General features: G+C 68.5%; 14 protein-coding genes. 5 read left to right on the forward strand and 9 right to left on the reverse strand.

Annotated features, from left to right (window positions below; translation table 11 throughout):
• Position 1 precedes the first annotated feature (1 nt).
• From FIU83_RS04405 to FIU83_RS04440, 8 genes are all read right to left on the reverse strand, one after another.
• Positions 2–1,117, reverse strand: a complete 1,116-nt coding sequence (locus FIU83_RS04405) for an ABC transporter permease (RefSeq protein ID WP_152482945.1) — start codon at positions 1,115–1,117, stop codon at positions 2–4.
• Position 1,118: 1 nt separating this feature from the next.
• On the reverse strand, positions 1,119–3,851 hold the full coding sequence (gene rbbA, locus FIU83_RS04410) for a ribosome-associated ATPase/putative transporter RbbA (protein ID WP_152482946.1): 2,733 nt from the start codon (positions 3,849–3,851) through the stop codon (positions 1,119–1,121).
• A complete protein-coding gene (locus tag FIU83_RS04415) occupies positions 3,848–4,924 on the reverse strand; it encodes an HlyD family secretion protein (RefSeq protein WP_152482947.1) in 1,077 nt (358 codons plus the stop codon). Before FIU83_RS04415 ends, rbbA begins: the two co-directional genes overlap by 4 nt.
• A gap of 97 nt (positions 4,925–5,021) precedes the next feature.
• A complete protein-coding gene (locus FIU83_RS04420; RefSeq protein WP_152482948.1) occupies positions 5,022–5,660 on the reverse strand; it encodes an ABC-type transport auxiliary lipoprotein family protein in 639 nt (212 codons plus the stop codon).
• A complete protein-coding gene (locus FIU83_RS04425) occupies positions 5,657–6,595 on the reverse strand; it encodes an MlaD family protein (protein ID WP_152482949.1) in 939 nt (312 codons plus the stop codon). The genes FIU83_RS04420 and FIU83_RS04425 overlap by 4 nt, the downstream gene beginning before the upstream one ends.
• 2 nt (positions 6,596–6,597) lie before the next feature.
• Positions 6,598–7,410, reverse strand: a complete 813-nt coding sequence (locus tag FIU83_RS04430) for an ABC transporter ATP-binding protein (protein ID WP_152485239.1) — start codon at positions 7,408–7,410, stop codon at positions 6,598–6,600.
• Between the two features lie 8 nt (positions 7,411–7,418).
• Positions 7,419–8,567, reverse strand: a complete 1,149-nt coding sequence (locus FIU83_RS04435) for an ABC transporter permease (RefSeq protein WP_152485240.1) — start codon at positions 8,565–8,567, stop codon at positions 7,419–7,421.
• A gap of 186 nt (positions 8,568–8,753) precedes the next feature.
• On the reverse strand, positions 8,754–9,650 hold the full coding sequence (locus FIU83_RS04440) for an alpha/beta fold hydrolase (protein WP_152482950.1): 897 nt from the start codon (positions 9,648–9,650) through the stop codon (positions 8,754–8,756).
• A 228-nt stretch (positions 9,651–9,878) separates the two neighbouring features.
• On the opposite strand from FIU83_RS04440, the gene FIU83_RS04445 reads away from it, so the two are divergent.
• The 4 genes from FIU83_RS04445 to FIU83_RS04460 all read left to right on the forward strand — a co-directional run bounded on the left by FIU83_RS04445 (position 9,879) and on the right by FIU83_RS04460 (position 16,808).
• Positions 9,879–11,318, forward strand: coding sequence for a TolC family outer membrane protein (locus tag FIU83_RS04445; protein WP_152485241.1), 1,440 nt, complete (start codon positions 9,879–9,881; stop codon positions 11,316–11,318).
• A gap of 79 nt (positions 11,319–11,397) precedes the next feature.
• Positions 11,398–12,630, forward strand: a complete 1,233-nt coding sequence (locus FIU83_RS04450; RefSeq protein WP_152482951.1) for an efflux RND transporter periplasmic adaptor subunit — start codon at positions 11,398–11,400, stop codon at positions 12,628–12,630.
• Positions 12,627–15,812 (forward strand): efflux RND transporter permease subunit, encoded by a 3,186-nt coding sequence (locus tag FIU83_RS04455; RefSeq protein WP_152482952.1) that lies wholly within the window; start codon positions 12,627–12,629, stop codon positions 15,810–15,812. The genes FIU83_RS04450 and FIU83_RS04455 overlap by 4 nt, the downstream gene beginning before the upstream one ends.
• Positions 15,813–16,121: 309 nt before the next feature.
• Positions 16,122–16,808 (forward strand): hypothetical protein, encoded by a 687-nt coding sequence (locus FIU83_RS04460; protein ID WP_152482953.1) that lies wholly within the window; start codon positions 16,122–16,124, stop codon positions 16,806–16,808.
• Between the two features lie 18 nt (positions 16,809–16,826).
• Here the strand turns inward: FIU83_RS04460 and FIU83_RS04465 are convergent, their stop codons facing one another.
• Positions 16,827–17,450, reverse strand: coding sequence for a TetR family transcriptional regulator (locus FIU83_RS04465; protein ID WP_152482954.1), 624 nt, complete (start codon positions 17,448–17,450; stop codon positions 16,827–16,829).
• Positions 17,451–17,624: 174 nt separating this feature from the next.
• Here FIU83_RS04465 and FIU83_RS04470 point away from each other — a divergent pair, with 174 nt between their 5' ends.
• Positions 17,625–18,656 (forward strand): succinylglutamate desuccinylase/aspartoacylase family protein, encoded by a 1,032-nt coding sequence (locus FIU83_RS04470; RefSeq protein ID WP_152482955.1) that lies wholly within the window; start codon positions 17,625–17,627, stop codon positions 18,654–18,656.
• Positions 18,657–18,658: the final 2 nt, after the last annotated feature.

Consider the following 18,658-nt stretch of genomic DNA (forward strand, 5'->3'; position numbering starts at 1 on the left):
GCTACTGCAGCGAGCGCCGCAGACGTGATAGCGCTAGCAGGAAGACGGTACCGCCGATGGCGGCCAGCGCCAGCAGTTGCGGCCAGATCACCGAGATACCGGCGCCGCGGAACAGTACCGCCTGTGCGAGCTGGATGAAGTGGGTCGTTGGTGCGATCAGCATGATCTGCTGCACCACCTCTGGCATGCTTTCCCGCGGGGTCATGCCGCCGGAGAGGATCTGCAGGGGAATCAGCACCAGAATGATCAGCAGCCCCAACTGGGGCATGGAACGGGCGATGGTGCCGAATAGGATGCCCATCGAGGTAGTGGCGAAGAGGTGCAGGGTGGCGCCGAACAGGAATAGCGGTACTGAGCCGCGCACGGGTACCTCGAGCCAGCCCTGGACCACCAGGTACAAGGCCAGCGCCGAAGCTATCAGCACCACCAGCGCCATCGACCACACCTTGGCCAGCATGATCTGCAGAGGAGTCACTGGCATCACCAGCAGGTGCTCGATGGTCCCGTGTTCTCGTTCGCGTATCAGGGCAGCACCGGTCAGGATGATCGACAGCATGGTGATCTGGTCGATCACCGCGTTGATGGCCCCGAACCAGGCTCGCTCCAGATTGGGGTTATAGGCGGAACGCACGACGGCTTCGACCGGCATGGCGGATTCGGCGCGATGTCGGGTCAGGAACTCGCTGACCTCGCTGGCGATGATCTGCTGGATATGTGCGGCGCCCGTAAAGGCCTGGGAGACTTGGGTGGCATCGACATTCAACTGTATCTCGGCGCCCCGGCCGCCGAGTAAGTCGCGCTGGAAGTCGGGTGGAATATCCAGGGTAAAGGTGAAGCGTCCGCTATCCATGCCGCTGTCCAGTTGCTCCCGAGTGATCGGCTCAGGGGGCAGGAAATAGGGTAACTGGAAGGCATCCGCTAGTCGCCAGGAGAGGGTCGAGGCATCCTCGTTCACGATACCGATGGTGGCGCGGTGGGGAGACTCGGGAACCGCCGTGGCGCTGATATGTATGCTCAGGCTGAACGCATAGAGGATCAGCAGCAGCATGCCCGGATCTTGAGTCAAGCTGCGCAGTTCCTTGATGCCCAACTGCAGGATTTTCCCCAGTGATGACATCTCAACGCTCCTGATCACGGAGTCCGGCCACGCTGGCCAAGGTTAACAGCGGAATCGCCATCAACAGCGGCAAGAAGTAGGTCCAGAGGTCGGCGAAGCCCAGCGCCTTGGAGAACACGCCACGTGTGATGATCAGGAAGTGCGAGGTGGGATAGATGTGCCCAATCAGGGCACTGACGCCCTCCATGGCGGAAACCGGGTGCAGCATGCCCGAGAACTGCACAGCGGGAACCAGGGTGACTACCGCGGTGCCGAAGATGGCGGCGATCTGGCTGCGCAGCAGGGAGGAGATCAGCAGCCCCATGCCGGTGGCGCACAGCAGGTAGAGCAGGGCGGCCAGGCTCAGGGTCATCAGGCTGCCGCTGACCGGCACCCGGAAGACCCACACCGAAAGCGCGACCAGGGTGGCGAAGTTGATCATGCCCATGGCCACATAGGGCATCTGCTTGCCGAGCAGGAACTCGGTGCGCGTCACCGGTGTGACATAAAAGTTGGTGATCGAGCCCATCTCCTTCTCGCGCACGACGCCCAGTGCCGTCAGCATGGCGGGAATCATCATCAGCAACAGCGGGATGACGGCCGGGACCATGGCGGGCAGGCTCTGGACATCGGGGTTGTAGCGATAGCGCAGCGCGACCTCCACCCCCGCAGGGCCGTCGGCGACTCCCGCTTCCCTGGCCAGGGTCGTCAGATAGTGGAGATGCAGCCCCTGTACGTAGCCCTTGATGGTATCGGCTCGGGTCGGCATGGCGCCGTCGACCCAGAAGGCGACCTCGGGCGCGGCACCACGCTTGAGGTCACGCCCGAAGCCGGGGGGAATCTCCACCGCCAGGCTGATGTCGCCGCTGCGCATCCGCGCCTCCATCTCGGCCTGGCTGGTCAACGGCGGGCGCTCGGTGAAGTACCGGGAGCCGGCCAGGTTGAGGCTGTAGGCCTGGCTGGTGGTCGTCCGGTCATGGTCGAGCACCGCGTAGCTCAGGTTCTCCACGTCGAGACTGATCCCGTAGCCGATGATGAACATCAGGATCACGCTGCCCAACAGCGCAAGGGTCCCTCGCAGTGGGTCGCGGCGAAGTTCCGTGGCTTCACGTCGGGTATAGCTCATCAGTCGCTTGAGACTGAAGGCAGGTGGCTTGCGATACGGGCTATTGTCGTTGGTTTCCGGCTGACTGCTAGCCTCTGCATCGACCGGCGGTTCGTCGGCGGCTTCCTCCAGCCAGGCGATAAAGGCCTGCTCGAGGGTGTCGGTGCCGCGACGTTCGCGCAGGGTAGCGGGGCTGTCGCAGGCCAGCACCCGCCCGGCATGCATCAGCGAGATGCGGTCGCAGCGCTGGGCCTCATTCATGAAGTGGGTGGAGATGAAGATGGTCACCTCTTCTTCCCTGGAAAGTCTGACCAGTTCGCGCCAGAAGGCATCCCGGGCCACCGGGTCGACGCCGGAGGTGGGCTCGTCGAGGATCAGGATCTCGGGGCGGTGCAGCACTGCCACCGCCAGGGAAAGACGCTGGCGGATGCCTAGCGGCAGCCCGCCTGACAGGCTTTCCGCCATCGTTGTCAGGTCGAAGCGGTCGAGCATCTCCTCGATGCGCGCCTGCTGCTCGGTTTGGGGGAGCTGGAAGAGGCGTGCATGGAGGGCAAGATTCTGGCGTACGCTGAGCTCGCCATAGAGAGAGAAGGCCTGTGACATGTACCCCACCCGACGTCGGGTCGCCATGTCTCGCGGATCGATCGGCTGACCGAACAGTTCGGCTTCGCCTTCGCTGGCCGGCAGCAGGCCGGTCAGCATCTTCATGGTGGTACTCTTGCCGCAGCCGTTGGAGCCTAGAAAGCCAAATATTTCACCGCGGGCGATACGGAAGTCGACTTGGTCGACGGCGGTGAAGTCGCCGAATCGCTTGGTCAGGTCGCGCGCCTCGATGGCGATGGCATCGCTGTGCTGGCGCGGCGGGATGATCACCGGTCGGTGCTGGCGCTGCCTGGCGTCGGGCAGTAGTCGGATGAAGGCGCTCTCCAGATCATCGGTCCCGGTGCGTTCCAGCAGCTCTGCGGGCGAGCCGCTGGCCAGCGGCTGTCCGGCATCCATGGCCACCAGGAAGTCGAACTGCTGAGCCTCGTCCATGTAGGCGGTGGCCACGATTACGCTCATTCCAGGGCGTGTGGCCCGTATACGCGAGATCAGAGTCCAGAACTGACTGCGCGACAGCGGATCGACCCCGGTCGTGGGCTCATCCAGAATCAACAGATCCGGGTCGTGGATCAGCGCGCAACACAGCCCCAGCTTCTGCTTCATGCCGCCGGACAGTTTTCCCGCCGGGCGCTCGGTAAAACGGCCAAGCCCGGTCGCGCCAGTCAAAGCGTCAATGCGCCGTGCTCGCTCGGCACTGCTCTGGCCGAACAGCCGTCCGAAGAACTCGAGGTTCTCGCGTACCGAGAGGGTCGGGTAGAGATTTCTGCCCAGTCCCTGGGGCATGTAGGCGATGCGTGGGCAGCTTATCCGGCGATGGTGGGCGTCGCTCATGTCGCCGCCCAGAACTTCCACTCGACCCTCTTGCAAGCGTCGCGCACCGGCGAGCAGTGCCAGCAGGCTTGACTTGCCAACTCCATCCGGGCCGATCAGGCCGACCATCTGCCCGGCAGGAAGTGTCAAGGTGACGCCATCCAGGGCGAGGGTGTCAGCGTAGCGCAGCGTGACATCACGGATGAGGGCGATCGACGACGTGGCAGACTGGCTCATGGCGTGATCCGGATCTCGAGATGCTCTGGCCAGGTGGTCTCGGGGTCGAGTTTGAGATAGGCCATGCCCGGCAGCCCGGTCTTGACCTGCTCGATATGGCGGCGCAGCAGCTCGGGCTCGATCCTGGCGCGAATGCGGAACATCAGCTTCTCGCGCTCACTCTCGGTCTCTACGCTCTTGGGCGTGAACTGGGCGACGCTGGCCACGTAGTTGACGTAGGCGGGAATCACATAATCAGGAACAGCATCCAGTACCAGCCGGACTTCGTCGCCGATGGCGACGCGCCCGGCCTCGCGAGTCGGCAGGAAGAAGCTCATGTAGACGTTGGTGAGGTCGACCAGGTTGAGCACCTTGCCTCCGGCACCCAGTACTTCCCCCGGCTCTGTTATCCGGTACTGTACTCGAGCAAGGCGATCTGCAGTGAGTTCGCTGTCGTTCAGGTCGGCCTGGATGCGGCCCAACGTCGCCACGGCCGCCTCCACCTCTGACTCCGCCTCGGTGATCTGAGACTCGGCCGCACGGATGGCGGCCCGCGCGGAGAGTACATGAGCGTTGGCCGAGGCCAGGGCAGCTTGCTGGCTCTGCCACGCAGCCAGGCTGTCATCGAACTGCTGACGCGAAATGGCGTTGCGCTCCACCAGGCTGGCGGCACGCTCATAGCGCTTGCGAGCCGCCTCGAGCTCGGCCTGGCGCTGTTTGACCACGGCCTCAGCGGCGGTCAGTTCGCTTTCTCGCAGGGCCACCATGGCGCGTGCAGTCTCCAGGGCATTTTCGGCTCGATGCCGTTGTGCTCGGGCCTGAGCCATGTCCGCCTCCAGGGTGGCGGTATCCATGCGGGCCACGACCTGGCCGGCTTCCACGAACTCCCCTTCATCGACCAGGACCTCGATCAAGCGCCCGGGCACCCGTGTGGCGACGTCGATCTCGGTGGCCTCGAGGCGTCCATTACCCATCGTTAGGCCGGGCTCCTCGGCGCCCGACTGGAGGAATCGCCAGCCGATCCCGGCCAGCAGCACGACCGCCGTCAGGATCACGATTATCTTCAGTCGGCGTGTGACGACGCTCTTGTCCATGAGGGCTCTCCTGAAAGAAACGCACCTATTCTGTGCGGGGGCGGCGATGGCTGGATTGATCAGTATCAAGTCTCGATGACATTCGCTTGACGCGCCTTCAGGGAAGGGTCCCCAGCGTCCAGTCGACCACCTCGCCGGCGAGCCGGTCGGCGGCGCGGCCGAAGGCCCCGACCACGGCCTCTAGGCTCGCGTCCTCGCTTCTCACGACCGTCTCGAAGCGCCGGCTCGCCTGCACCCCGCGGTGGGCGTCGTCGAGCCGCTGGACGTCGAGGCGCACCACCACCTCGGCGCGGCCCGCGCGATAGCGGACGTGGAAGGCCCCCAGGTGGCCGGTCAGGGCCGCGTCGCTCTGCGCCCGGCTGGCGTCATCGATCACCGCGGCCAGGCGGCCGTCGCGGCGCAGGGCCTCGATCAGGTGGTCGCGCACCAGCCGCGGGATATCGTCGCGCCAGCGCGCCCCGGCGTAGGCCTGGAACTCGTCGGGGCTTGGCTTGATCAGCAAGCGCCGGCCGTCCAGCGGCGCGCCGGCGCCGGGCGTGTCGACCCGTAGGGTCAGCGCGCGAGGGGCCTCCCGGGAGGCGCTCAGCGTCGGTTCCGGCAGCGTGAAGAGCCGCACCGGCTCGCCCGCGGGGATCACGCTGCAGCCGGCGAGCAGTCCGGCCAGCGCCAGGGGCAGCAGTCGGCGGGCGAGGCGAGCGGGAAGAGCGCGGCGGGTGAATGGATCGAGCGAGCTCATGGGCGAAACTCCTGGATCTCGTCGCCGCCGAGCAGGGTCTCGGCGGGGTTCTGCTCGAGGCGCTGCAGTAGCCGGTTGAGGCGGCGCAGCGCGCCGTGCAGCTCGCGCATCGCCGGGTCGAGCTCGCCGACGCCCTGCAGGCCGCGCTCCAGCGAGCCCGCGTGGCGAGCGGTCAGGCGATCCAGTCGCGCGGCAGTGGCGGAGAGCGAGCGCATCGCGTCGCCGGCGTCCTTGAGCGCGACGGCGCCCTGGTCGTCGAGCAGGCGGTTGGCCCGCTCGCCGAGGCGCTCGAAGCGCGCGAGGGTCGCCGTCGCCTGGTCGCCGGCGCGCCCGAGCCCGATCATGACCTGTCCGAGAGTGTCACGCTCGTCGGCCAGGGTGCCGGTGAGCGCCTCCAGGTGGGCCAGTGTGCGCGTCAGGTGCTCGGCATTCTGCGCGGAGAGCACCCGGTTGGCGTTGGTCAGCAGCCGGTCCAGCTTGGCGAACAGCGCCTCGCTGCCGGAGAGCAGCGAGCTCAGCGGCGAGGGCTCGGCCTGGATCAGCGGGGGCGCGTCGCGGTCGCCCTCGAGGCGCGGGCTCTGGGGGCTGCCGCCGGAGAGCTGCAGGTGCTTGCTGCCGGTGATGTTGGCCAGCGCCAGGCTGGCGCGGGTGTTCTCGCGGATCGGCACCTCGCTGTCGACGCGGATCAGCGCCCGCACCCGGCGCGGGTCCTCGGGGTCGAGGCGCAGGCGCACCACGTCGCCGACCTCGATGCCGCTGTAGAGCACCGCGCTGCCCTCGTAGAGTCCGCCGACGGCGCGGTTGAAGGCGATCTCGTACCAGGCGTAGTCGCGATCGACGCTCGACTTGCCGAGCCACAGGGCGAACAGCAGGGCGCTGCCCAGGGTGAGTACCGTGAACAGCCCGATCAGCACGTGGTGGGCGCGGGGTTCCATGGTCAGGGCTCCTTCGCCGGGTGGGCCGCCCGCTGGGCGGCACGGCCACGAGGACCGTGGAAGTAGTCGTGGATCCAGGCGTCGTTGGTGGCTTCGACGGCGGCCAGGCGGTCGGCGACCAGAACCCGTCGTTGCGATAGAACGGCCACCCGGTCGCAGGCGGTGTAGAGGGTGTCCAGGTCGTGGGTGACCAGGAAGACGCTCAGGCCCAGGGCGTCGCGCAGGGTCAGCAGCAGGCGGTCGAAGGCCGCCGCGCCGATCGGGTCGAGGCCCGCCGTCGGCTCGTCGAGGAACAGCACCTCCGGGTCCAGCGCCAGGGCGCGGGCCAGGGCGGCGCGCTTGATCATGCCGCCGGAGAGCGAGGCGGGATACTGGCGGGCGGCCGCGGCGGGCAGCCCGGCGAGGGCCAGCTTGACCCGGGCCAGGGCCTCGGCGTCGGCGCGGGACAGCCCGGCATGTTCGATCAACGCCACGGCGACGTTCTCCTCGAGGGTCAGCGAGGTGAAGAGCGCGCCGCGCTGGAAGAGCACCCCGAAGCGGCGCTCGAGCCGCGAACGCGCCGCCGGGGAGAGCCGCTGGAGGTCCTCGCCGAAGACCTCGATGCGTCCCTCGGCCGGGCGCAGCAGGCCGACGATGCTGCGCAGCAGCACCGATTTGCCGGTGCCCGAGCCGCCCACCACGCCGAGGATCTCGCCGCGGTTGAGGTCGAGGTCCAGCTCCTCGTGGACGACGTGGCGGCCGAAGCGGTTGGCGAGCCCGCGGACGCGAATCAGCGGCTCGTCGTTGCCCGGCGCCTGGCGCCGGGAGGGCGTCATCGCGTCGCTCACCAGCCCATCTCCATGAAGAAGAGGGCGGCCACGGCGTCGAGCAGGATCACCACGAAGATCGACTGCACCACGCTCGAGGTGGTGTGCTCGCCCACCGACTGGGCGCTGCCGCTCACCTTGAAGCCCTCCAGGCAGCCGATCACCGCGACCAGGAAGGCGAACAGCGGCGCCTTGGCCAGGCCGACCAGGAAGTGGTTGAGGGGAATGTCGCGCTGCAGGATGGCGACGAACTGGAACAGCGAGATGTCCAGCGCCAGCTCACAGATCAGGGCGCCGCCGAGGATGCCGCTGAGCATGCCGACGAAGGTGAGGATCGGCAGCGTCAGCATCAGCGCCAGCACCCGCGGCAGCACCAGCAGCTCGACCGGGTCGAGGCCTAGGGTGCGCACCGCGTCGAGCTCCTCGTTGGCCTTCATGGCGCCGAGCTGGGCCGTGAAGGCGCTGGCGGTACGCCCGGCGAGCAGGATGGCGGCCAGCAGCACGCCGAACTCGCGCAGGAAGGCGAAGGCGACCAGGTTGACCGTGTAGATGGTGGCGCCGAAGTCGCGCAGCACCGTGGCGCCGAGGAAGGCCACCACGGCGCCCACCAGGAAGGTCAGCAGGGCGACGATGGGCAGGGCGTTGAGGCCGGTCTGGTGAAGCTGGGCGACCACCGAGGTGAGGCGCCAGCGGCCCGGCCGCCAGGCGGTAGCGGCCAGGGTGGCGAGCACCAGGCCGATGAAGCCGAGCAGCGCTCGCTGCTGTTGGAAGAGGTCCTCGACGCGCTGGCCGACCCGGGCCAGGCCGTCGCGCAGCGGCCGGCGGGGCGGGGGCTCCGGGGCCGGGCGGTCGGCCATCGCCTCGCCCAGGGTGCGCAGCAGGGCGCGGCGCGGCGCGGGAAGCTCGGGCGCCCAGTCGTCGATCGCGGCGAGGCGCTCGGCGCCGGTCAGCTCCATCAGCAGCACCGCGCCGGCGGTGTCCAGGGCGGCCAGCGGCGAGAGGTCGATGCTCCGGGCGGAGGGCTCGCGCTCCCTGGCCAGGCGTTGGACCTGGCGCTTGAGGCTCGCGTGGTGCGCCAGCGTCCAGTCGCCGCGGATGGCCAGGCGCTCGCCCTGCGGGTCGATCCGGCCGGGCTCGTTCACAGGCGCTGTCGCCTTGGCGGTCATGGGCTCGGGCATGGCGTTCGGTCGTGGGAGCGCGTCATGGGCGTCGATAGTATCATGCCAGGGAGGGGTATATTAGCTTACCCTTTTTTCTCTGATGCCGACGCGCCACGCGGTGGCGATGTTGCGTCGCACGGGGCCATCAGGCGTCGATCAACTACCATTAGCGCTGTGGGAAGCGTCGCGAGCCTAGCGCCCCAGGCGCCCGACCAGGCGTTGCCACCAGGGCAGGTCCGCGGCCTCGTCGCTCGGTGAGTCGGCCAGGAAGGCGGCGATGGGCGCGACCTGGTCGCGTCCATCGAGCATCGGGGCGTGGCCGCAGCCGGGGACCTCGTGGCTGACGAGCCCGGGCTGCGCCTCGGCCATGCGTGTCACGCTCTCGGCCTTGAGCAGCGGCGAGTGCCGGCCGCGCACGACCATCAGCGGGCAGCGGATCGCCGCCCAGTCGGCCCAGGTGTCGCGGGGCGTGTCGTGGACGAATTGCTCGACGATGCGCGGATCGAAGTGATAGGTCCAGCTGCCGTCGGGCAGCCGGCGGGCGCTGCCCAGCGCCAGGCGGCGCCAGGCATCGTCGCCGGCGATGCCGAAGCCGGCGTAGTGGCGCCTGAGCTCGGCCTCGAGCTCGCTGAAGTGCGCGAAGCGATGGGGCACGCCGAAGTAGCGGGCGAGCTCGGCCAGGCCCTCGGGGGCGAGTTCCGGCCCCACGTCGTTGAGCACCAGGCGTTCGATGCGTGCCGCGCTCGCCGGCTCGGCGGCCAGCAGCATGCCCAGCAGGCCGCCCATGGAGGTGCCGACCCAGGGCACGCGCGCGAGGCCGAAATGATCCATCACCGCGGCGGCCAGGGTCATGTAATGGGCATAGACATAGTGGCAGGATGGCGTGGCGGACCAGCTCGAGAGGCCGCGGCCCGGGGTGTCGGGCGCCAGCACCCGCCACTGGGGGCCGAGCTCCCGGGCGAAGTCGGCGAAGTCGCCACCGTGACGGGCCAGGCCGTGCCAGGCGATCACGGTGCGGGGCGCCTCGGGGTGCCAGATCCGCACGGCGACCTCCAGCGCGTTCACCTTGACGATTTCCAGGGCGTCCATGAGCGGGCTTCCTGAACGGGGCCTGAGCGGAGATCGACCGCGTGGCGGCCGGCCAGCGGCGGAGGCCGGCCCGTTGGCCCCGCGGATGGCGCTTGCTGCAGGGCAGCATAGCGGACAGCGAGGCCCCTCGGCCATCACCGTTAGTCGTAGGCGGACGGTGGACTCGATCAACAAACATGCGACAATGTATGTAAACATCCCCATCACGATATCGAGGATCTACCGATGATGCGTCCCCGTTCCCTTCGCGGCACCGGCACGCGGCTCGCTCGCCGTGTGCTGCCGGCTCTGGTGGCCGCGGCCTGCGCCGCCCCGGTGCAGGCCGCGGACCTATTGACCATCGCCCGCGACGCCCTGCAGAACAACGCCGAGCTGGCCTCGGCCCGCGCCCAGACGAGCGGCGTCGAGGCGGGGCGGGACGTCCAGCAGGGCGACCTGCTGCCCCAGGTCGACGTCTCGGGCAACCTGACCCATAACCGCCAGTACGAGACCCAGACCAGCGGCTTCCAGACCGCCGGCGACGACGACTACAACGGCGCCAGCCTGACCCTGGAGGCGACCCAGGCGCTCTTCGACGCCCGCAATGCGCGGGAGCTCGACCGGGCCGAGCGCGAGATCGACCAGCAGCTCTATCGGCTGGCCGCTACCGAGCAGCAGGTGCTGATCGATGTCTCCTCGGCCTACTTCGAGATCCTGCGCGCCTTCGAGGTGCTCGAGGCGCGGCGCGCCCAGGAGCGGGCCATCGGTCGCCAGCTCGAGCAGGCCCGGGAGCAGTTCGAGGTGGGGCTGATCGCCATCACCGAAGTGGAGGAGGCCCAGGCGGCCTTCGACCAGGCGCGGGCCGAGCGCATCACGGCGCAGAGCAACCTGCAGGTCAGCTTCGAGGCCCTGGAGCGGCTGACCGGGCAGCGCTACGCCAGCATCGATTCGCTGGGCGAGGAGATTCCCATCGTGCCGCCGACCCCGAGCGATCGCGACCAGTGGGTGGCGCTGGCCATGGAGAACAATCCCCAGGTGCTGGCCAGCCAGGCCGGGGTCGAGGTCTCGCGCAGCGACGTCGATATCGCCCGCGCGGATCGCCTGCCGACGCTCAACGCCTTCGCCAGCTACAACTACGCCGACGATGACCGGGACGCCGTCGAGGGGCACACCTCGGCCAGCCAGGTGGGGCTCGGGGTCAACCTGCCGCTCTACACCGGCGGGCGCACCTCGGCCAGCATCCGCCAGAACACCTACCTGCTGGAGGCCAGCCAGTACGACTTCGAGGCCCAGCGCCGCGACACCGTCCAGCAGGTGCGCTCCTTCTATACCCAGGTCAGCAACGACGTGGCCACCGTGGAGGCGCGCGCCCAGGCGATCGTCTCCAACCAGAGCGCCCTGGATGCCACGCGTGCCGGTTACGAGGTGGGCACCCGCAACATCGTCGACGTGCTCAACGCCGAGCAGAACCTCTATAACGCCGTCGCCGATCATGCCAGCGCCCGCTACGACTACGTGATCGACCTGCTGACCCTGCGCCAGCAGTCGGGGACCCTGGACGTGCCGGCGGTCGAGGAGGTGAACGCCTGGCTCGACGGCGACAGCGTCTCCTTCACGCTGCCCGAGACGGCCGGGTCGCGGGATGCGGTCATGGAGATCGGGGCGCCGCCGCGTCTCGAGGGGGAGTGAGCATCCTGCAAAATTTACAAACATTCATGGATGAATGTAAGATTCATCCCTCCTCTGACGCGCCTATTGGAAAGCACCCATGACAACCTTCATCAAACGAGGCCGCGGCGGCCTGGTGGCGCTGGCCGCGGGCCTCGTGCTCGCCGCCTGCGGCCAGCAAGAGTCTTCCGAGCAGCAGGCGTCCGCCCAGGGGGAGGCCCCCCCGACGCCCAAGCCGGTCATGGAGATGGCCCGCCAGGACCTGCCGCTCGAAAAGTCCTATCCCGCCAAGCTGCGCAGCGACGACGAGGTGACGCTGGTGGCCCGCGTCACCGGTTTCCTCGAGGAGCGCCACTTCGAGCCGGGCGAGATGGTGGAGCAGGGCGATAGCCTCTACTCCATCGAGCCGGACCTCTACGAGGCCGCCGTGGCCCAACGCGAGGCCGACCTGGAGAGCGCCCGCGCCGAGCTCGCCCGCGCCCAGCGCGACGCCACGCGCTTCCAGCAGCTGCTTAGCCAGAACTCGGTGAGCCGCCAGCAGGTCGACCAGGCCCAGGCCGAGCTGAACGTGGCCCGCGCCTCGGTCTCCCAGGCCGAGGCGGCGCTGGCCAGCGCCCGCATCGACCTCGGCTACGCCGACGTGACCGCGCCGGTGTCCGGCATGATCGGCCTGAGCGAGGTCAACCTGGGCAACCTGGTCCAGCCCGGCACCTCCCTGGCGACCATCACCCCGCTGGATCCCCTGGAGGTGCGCTTCCAGCTGCCCCAGGAGGACGCCTTCGCGCTGCGCCAGCAGCTGCGCGACCAGCCCATCGATGCGGTCGACGCCTGGCTGAACCTGCCCGGTGAGGGGGGCGAGCGCCTCGCGGGCCACCTGGACTTCCTCGGCTCGCGGGTCGACGAGGCCACCAGCACCGTCCAGGCCAACGCGACCTTCGCCAATCCCGATGCGCGGGTGCTGCCCGGCCAGTTCGTGCGCGTGCAGCTCGAGGGCATGAAGCGCTTCGAGGTGCTGGCGGTTCCCGAGCTCGCCCTGACCCAGGGGCTCATGGGACCGCAGGTCTACGTGCTCGACGAGGACGACAAGGCCCGGGCGCGCACCGTGCAGCTCGGCGAGATCGCCGGCCCCTGGCAGATCCTCACCAGCGGCGTCGAGCCCGGCGAGCGGGTGGTGGTGGGTGACCCCGCCGGCCTGCAGCCCGGCACGACGATCGCCCCGCAACCCTTCGAGGGCGTCGAGCAGATCGTCGAGAAGAACGCCGAGCAGGGCGCCGAGCAGGGCGCGTCGGCCCAGGGTGCCAAGCCCGAGGCCGAGGGAGACGCCGGGGCATGAACTTCTCTAACTTCTTCATCAAGCGCCCGATCTTCGCGACGGTGCTGGCGATCATCCTCACGGTGGTCGGCCTGATGAGCATGCGGGTGCTGCCCATCGAGCAGTACCCGAGCGTGGTGCCGCCCACGGTCTCGGTCAACGCCACCTTCCCGGGGGCCGACGCCGAGACCGTGGCCCAGACCGTGGCCGCGCCGCTCGCCGAGGCCGTCAATGGCGTCGAGGACATGCTCTACATGACCTCGACCAGCGCCGACAACGGCACGATGAGCCTGAACGTGTCGTTCGGCATCGGCTCCGATGGCGACATCAACACCATCAACGTCAACAACCGGGTGCAGGGCGCGCTCTCGCAGCTGCCCGAGGCGGTGCAGGCCCAGGGCGTGACGGTGGAGCTGGAGTCCAGCTCGATCCTGATGGTGGTGTCGTTGCTCTCCCCCGAGGACGACTACAGCAAGATCTACATGCAGAACTACGCCTCCCTCAACATCCTCGACGAGCTGCGCCAGGTGCCCGGCGTCGGCGGTGCCGAGGTGCTGGGGGGCGGCGACTTTGCCATGCGGGTCTGGATGAATCCCGACAAGCTGGCGCAGTACGACCTGACGCCGTCCGAGGTGGCCAGCGCGATCCGCGCCCAGAACACCGAGGTGCCGGCCGGTAGCCTGGCGTCGACGCCCCAGGATGAGGCGCGGGCCTTCACCTACACCATCACCGCCGGCGGCCGCCTGAGCGACGTCGACGACTTCCGCGATATCTTCCTGCGGACCAATCCGGACGGCTCGGCCCTGCGGCTGGACGACGTGGCCCGCATCGAGCTGGGGGCCTCGTCCTACGGCGTCGATGCGCAGCTCAACGGCGGCACCATGGCGCCGATCATGATCACCCAGCAGCCCGGCGCCAATGCCCTCGAGACGGCCAACGCGGTCAAGGCGAAGATGGACGAGCTCTCCGGGCGCTTCCCGCCGGGGCTCGATTACGCCACGCCCTACGACACGACGCTGTTCATCGACGCCTCCGTGGAGACCGTGCTTCACACCTTCATCGAGGCCTTCCTGATCGTCGGCGTGATCCTGTTCATCTTCCTGCAGAACTGGCGCTTCACGGTGATCGCCATGTCGGTGGTGCCGGTCTCGGTGCTGGCGACCTTCGCCGGCTTCTACGCCTTCGGCTTCTCGATCAACCTGCTGACGCTGTTCGCCCTGGTGCTCTCCATCGGGATCGTGGTCGACGATGCCATCCTGGTGGTGGAGAACGTCGAGCGCGTCCTCGGCGAGGACGAGGACACCACCGTCCTGCAGGCCACGATCCAGGCCATGCGCGAGGTCGGTGGCCCGGTCATCGCCACCTCGCTGATCATGGCGGCGGTGTTCGTGCCGGTGGCCTTCCTGGGCGGCTTCAGCGGGCAGATCTACCAGCAGTTCGCGCTGACCGTGGCCGTCTCGGTGGCCTTCTCGGCGCTGATGGCGCTGACCTTCACCCCGGCGCTGTCGGCGATCTTCATCAAGCACGACCTGCACACCAGGGAAACGGCCTTCAGCCGCGCGGTGCGCACGCCGCTGCGCCTGTTCGATCGCTTCTTCGCCGGCACCACCGCCGTCTACATGTGGGTGGTGAAGAAGCTGGTACGGTTCTGGGGGCTGGCGCTGCTGCTGACCGCCCTGGTGGGCGCCGGCTCCTGGTGGCTCTATCAGAACACGCCCTCGACGCTGGTACCCGAGACCGACCAGGGCATCGTGATCACCGCCGTGCAGCTGCCGGACTCGGCCTCGCTGGAGCGGACCCGCACCTACATGAGCGAGCTCAGCGCGTCCATCCAGGAGATCCCGGGCGTGAAGTACGCCACCTCGGTGGCGGGCTACGACATGCTGACCAGCTCGGTGAACACCGCGCGCGGGGTGATCTTCGTCACCATGGAGCCCTGGGAAGAGCGTGACATCACGGCCACCGACCTGATCGGCCAGATCATGGGCCTCGGTGCGAAGACGCCGGGCGGCTCGGCGATGGCCTTCAACATGCCGCCGATCATCGGCCTGTCGACCACCGGCGGCTTTACCGGCTACCTGCAGTCCTACGACGGCGCGACGCCCGAGGAGCTCTACCAGGCCTCGCTCAAGGTCATGCAGGCGGCCGGCCAGAACCCCGTGCTGAACCGGGTGTTTACCACCTTCAACGTCAACGTGCCGTCCTTCAGCGCCGAGATCGATCAGCAGAAGGCGCTGAGCTACGGCGTGTCGCTGGAGGCGCTGAACTCGACCCTGGGCAACACCTTCGGCAACGGTTTCGTGAACTACTTCAGCTACAAGGGCCGCAACTTCCAGGTCTACCTGCAGAACGAGGACGAGTATCGCGACACGCCGGACGACATCAACAATGTCTACGTGCGCGGCGGCGACGGCGAGCGGATTCCGCTGTCCGAGTTCGTGACCCTGGAGCGCCAGGTGGCGCCGGCGGTGGTGACACGCTTCGGCGTCTATCCCGGGGCCCAGTTCCAGGGCGGTCCCGCGCCGGGCTACAGCTCCGGCCAGGCGATCGATGCCATGGAGCAGATCGTCGACGAGGAGCTCGGCGACGGCTGGGGCATGGGCTGGACCGGCACCGCCTATCAGGAGAGCGAGGCGGGCAGCGCGGCGACCCTGGCCATCGTCTTCGGCCTGCTGATGGTGTTCTTGATCCTGGCCGCCCAGTACGAGAGCTGGTCGCTGCCGCTGGCGGTGCTCACGGCCACGCCCTTCGCCTTCCTGGGGGGCATCGGCGGCATTGCGCTGCGCTCGCTGGATACCAGCGTCTATGTGCAGATCGGCATGCTGGTGGTGGTCGGCCTGGCGGCCAAGAACGCCATCCTGATCGTCGAGTTCGCCGAGCTGCAGCGCCGCGAGATGGGCAAGACCATTCGCGAGGCGGCCATCACCGCCGCGGAGCTGCGTTTCCGCCCGATCGTGATGACCTCCCTGGCGTTCATCTTCGGCACCCTGCCGCTGGCCATGGCGACCGGGGCGAGCGATACCAGCAGCCAGCACATCGGTACCACGGTGGCGATGGGCATGGCCTCGGTGGCGATCCTCGGCAGCCTCTTCGTGCCGACCTTCTACGCCATGATCGCCGCGGTGTCGGCCCGGCTGCAGCGCAGGCCGCAGCGCGATGATGAGGCCTCCGAGTCGACGGCCGAGTCACGCGGCAACGCCTGACGCACCGTGGATGGGCGGGCCGCGCCGGCTCGCCCAGCAATCAGGGGCGCCCCCTTCCTTTTATGCTGGGGGCGCCCCTTTTTCATGCCGCAGGCACCGCTGATACATGCCGCCGGCGATCCGTCTCCAGGCCGGGACGATCGCGCGTCATGCCACCAACGAGCTGGGTTCGCGTCGAGGACGGGCGACGTGAGCCATCCGGATCGACGGGGCTCCCCTTGATCGGGATCAGGAAGGCGCCGTCGCGATGGTCTAGAGTGGGAGGGGAAGACTCATTCGTCGGCTAAGCGTTATCGGGAGGCACGCCACATGGAGACCCTCATCGCGATCGTCCTCGACTTCCCCATGGTCCTCTTCACCGTCCTGCTGGCGCTGGTCGCCGGCTACTGGCTGCTGGTGGCGCTGCGCCTGGCGCCTGTCGAGCTGTTCGAGCACGACAGCCTGCGCAACGACACCCTGGCCAGCGCCCTGGTCTCGCTGGGCTTCATCGGCGTGCCGGTCTCGCTGTCGCTGACCCTGCTGATCGTGCTGGCGGGCCTGTTCACGCTGGCCCTCGAGCTCGCGGTGCTTCGCTGGCTGCCGCTGGGATTCTTCCGAATCCCGCTGGGGATCCTGGTGATCTGGGGGGCCTTCGCTCTGGCGTCGCCGCTGGCCGCCTGGCTCTGCCATCGACTGCATCGGCGCCTTCACCGGCGGGGGGGCGGCGCGCCGGAGCCCCTGCCGCGCTGCCTGCTGGGGGAGGCGGTGCGTATCACCGCCGTCTCGGCCGAGGAGGTGACGGCCGTGCTGAGGGAGGCGCCCCGCCACGAGGTGAGCCTCGCCATCAAGTCGGGGGATGCGCCTCGGGTCGGGGAGTATCGGGTGCTGGTGAAGTACCTGCCGCGGGACGGTCGCTACCGGGCCGTGCCCGAGAGCGACTACCTGGATGCCCGCACGCGGCTTCGGCGGCTGCATCTGCTGCACGGCGACCCTCAGCACAACGGCTCGTCGGCCTGAGGCGCTATCGCCCCGCGATCAGGCCGCTTCGGTCTGATCGCGGCCGATCAGTGCCAGCTGGGCATCGACCAGGGCCATGCCGCGGGCGTGGATGGAGTAGGCGTCGGGGTCACGCAGCCAGTCGTGGAAGAGGCCGCTGAGGATCGCCTGCAGCAGGCGCGTGGCGATCTCGGGATCGACCCCCTCCTTGAGCAGGCCCAGGCGGTGGGCCTCGGCGAAGTAGCCGCCCAGGGCGTCCAGGCATTCGCCGGCCATCTCCGCCTGGATGGCGCAGGGGTCGATGTCGTCGAAGAACTCGCAGCGGTGGATCAGGATGGCGAGGACCCGTCGGCGGCGGGGCTGCTCCAGTCGCAGCAGGCTCTCCTGGAACCCCAGGCGGACGGTCTCCAGCGGCGAGGCGTGCACGGCACCGGCCTCCGCCACCAGTGCCTCGAAGGGCATGCGCACCCGGTCGAGCATGGCGCGAAAGAGGTCGGCCTTGTTCTTGAAGTGCCAGTAGACCGCGCCGCGGGTCAGGCCGGCGTGACGGGCGATCTGTTCGAGCGAGGTGCGAGCGACGCCATTGTCGAAGAAGACCTCCTCGGCGGCGTCGAGCAGTGCCTCGCGGGTGGCTTCGGCTTCGGCCTTGGTGCGTCTGGCCATGGCGGGGCTCTCAACATGTCACGGTTTTGCATATTCTACCCGAGTGGTCCGTTTTTTACATTCATCCATGTATGGATATGTAAGCGGTGGGCGGTGCGCCGGGCTCGTCTTCCACGGATCAGGCGCGTATAAGAAACGTCTGAAAACACCGTTTCGTGATGCAAGGAGCGCCGCATGGCCCGTTCCCCCTTCGAGATCGCCGGCACCAGGGTGGCGCCGGGATCGCGCACCCAGATCGACGTGCCCGTGGCACGCCTCTATACCCATGCGCCGCTCTACATCCCCCTGGAGGTGGTGCACGGCCGGCAGTTGGGGCCGGTGCTGCTGGTCTGCGGCGGCATCCACGGCGACGAGATCAACGGCGTGGAGATCGTGCGCCGCCTGCTGCGCTCCAAGCAGCTGCAGGGGCTGCGCGGCACGCTGATCGGCGTGCCCATCGTCAATGTCTTCGGCTTCGTGCAGCACAGCCGCTACCTGCCGGATCGGCGCGACCTCAATCGCTGCTTTCCGGGCAGCGAATCGGGCTCGCTGGGTGGCCGGGTGGCGGCGCTGTTTCGCGAACAGATCGTCGATCAGGCCAGCCACATCATCGACCTGCACACCGGGGCGATCCATCGGACCAACCTGCCCCAGATCCGGGCCCAGCTGGTTCCCGGCGGCGAGACCGAGCGCATGGCCAACGCCTTCGGCGCGCCGGTGATCCTCAACGCCGACCTGCGCGAGGGCAGCCTGCGCCACTACGCGCAGCACCGCGGGATTCCAGTGCTGACCTACGAGGCGGGGGAGGCGCTGCGCTTCGATCAGTGGGCGATCACGCCGGGGGTACGGGGCGTGCTGCGCGTGATGCGCCGGCTCGGCATGCTGACCGGCGAGCATCGAAGGCGTCCGGTGCCGGCCGCCGAGGTGGCCAACGGCTCGAGCTGGGCGCGGGCCCCCATCGACGGCATCCTGCGCCCGCAGGTGCGTCTCGGGGCTCGGGTGGCCCGCGGCGAGCTGCTGGGGCGGGTGGCCGATCCCTTCGGCAACGCCGAGGGCGAGGTGCGGGCGGTGGCGGACGGCATCGTCATCGGCATGAGTCGTCTGCCGCTGGCCAACGAGGGGGAGGCGCTCTTCCATATCGCCCGCTTCGATGCCATCGAGGAGGCCGAGAGCGCCATCGAGGACTTCCAGTCGAGCCTCGAGCCGCCCCCCGACGCCCTCTACTGAGC

Source organism: Halomonas sp. THAF5a (assembly GCF_009363755.1).
GTDB lineage: Bacteria > Pseudomonadota > Gammaproteobacteria > Pseudomonadales > Halomonadaceae > Halomonas.

Coding starts and splice junctions, on each gene's coding strand:
- FIU83_RS04440 (WP_152482950.1), bottom strand. CDS start 9,650: ATGGACGCCCTGGAAATCGTCAAGGTGAACGCGCTGGAGGTCGCCGTG.
- FIU83_RS04465 (WP_152482954.1), bottom strand. CDS start 17,450: ATGGCCAGACGCACCAAGGCCGAAGCCGAAGCCACCCGCGAGGCACTG.
- FIU83_RS04455 (WP_152482952.1), top strand. CDS start 12,627: ATGAACTTCTCTAACTTCTTCATCAAGCGCCCGATCTTCGCGACGGTG.
- FIU83_RS04405 (WP_152482945.1), bottom strand. CDS start 1,117: ATGTCATCACTGGGGAAAATCCTGCAGTTGGGCATCAAGGAACTGCGC.
- FIU83_RS04460 (WP_152482953.1), top strand. CDS start 16,122: ATGGAGACCCTCATCGCGATCGTCCTCGACTTCCCCATGGTCCTCTTC.
- FIU83_RS04420 (WP_152482948.1), bottom strand. CDS start 5,660: ATGAGCTCGCTCGATCCATTCACCCGCCGCGCTCTTCCCGCTCGCCTC.
- FIU83_RS04470 (WP_152482955.1), top strand. CDS start 17,625: ATGGCCCGTTCCCCCTTCGAGATCGCCGGCACCAGGGTGGCGCCGGGA.
- FIU83_RS04450 (WP_152482951.1), top strand. CDS start 11,398: ATGACAACCTTCATCAAACGAGGCCGCGGCGGCCTGGTGGCGCTGGCC.
- FIU83_RS04435 (WP_152485240.1), bottom strand. CDS start 8,567: ATGACCGCCAAGGCGACAGCGCCTGTGAACGAGCCCGGCCGGATCGAC.
- FIU83_RS04430 (WP_152485239.1), bottom strand. CDS start 7,410: ATGACGCCCTCCCGGCGCCAGGCGCCGGGCAACGACGAGCCGCTGATT.
- FIU83_RS04415 (WP_152482947.1), bottom strand. CDS start 4,924: ATGGACAAGAGCGTCGTCACACGCCGACTGAAGATAATCGTGATCCTG.
- rbbA (WP_152482946.1), bottom strand. CDS start 3,851: ATGAGCCAGTCTGCCACGTCGTCGATCGCCCTCATCCGTGATGTCACG.
- FIU83_RS04425 (WP_152482949.1), bottom strand. CDS start 6,595: ATGGAACCCCGCGCCCACCACGTGCTGATCGGGCTGTTCACGGTACTC.
- FIU83_RS04445 (WP_152485241.1), top strand. CDS start 9,879: ATGCGTCCCCGTTCCCTTCGCGGCACCGGCACGCGGCTCGCTCGCCGT.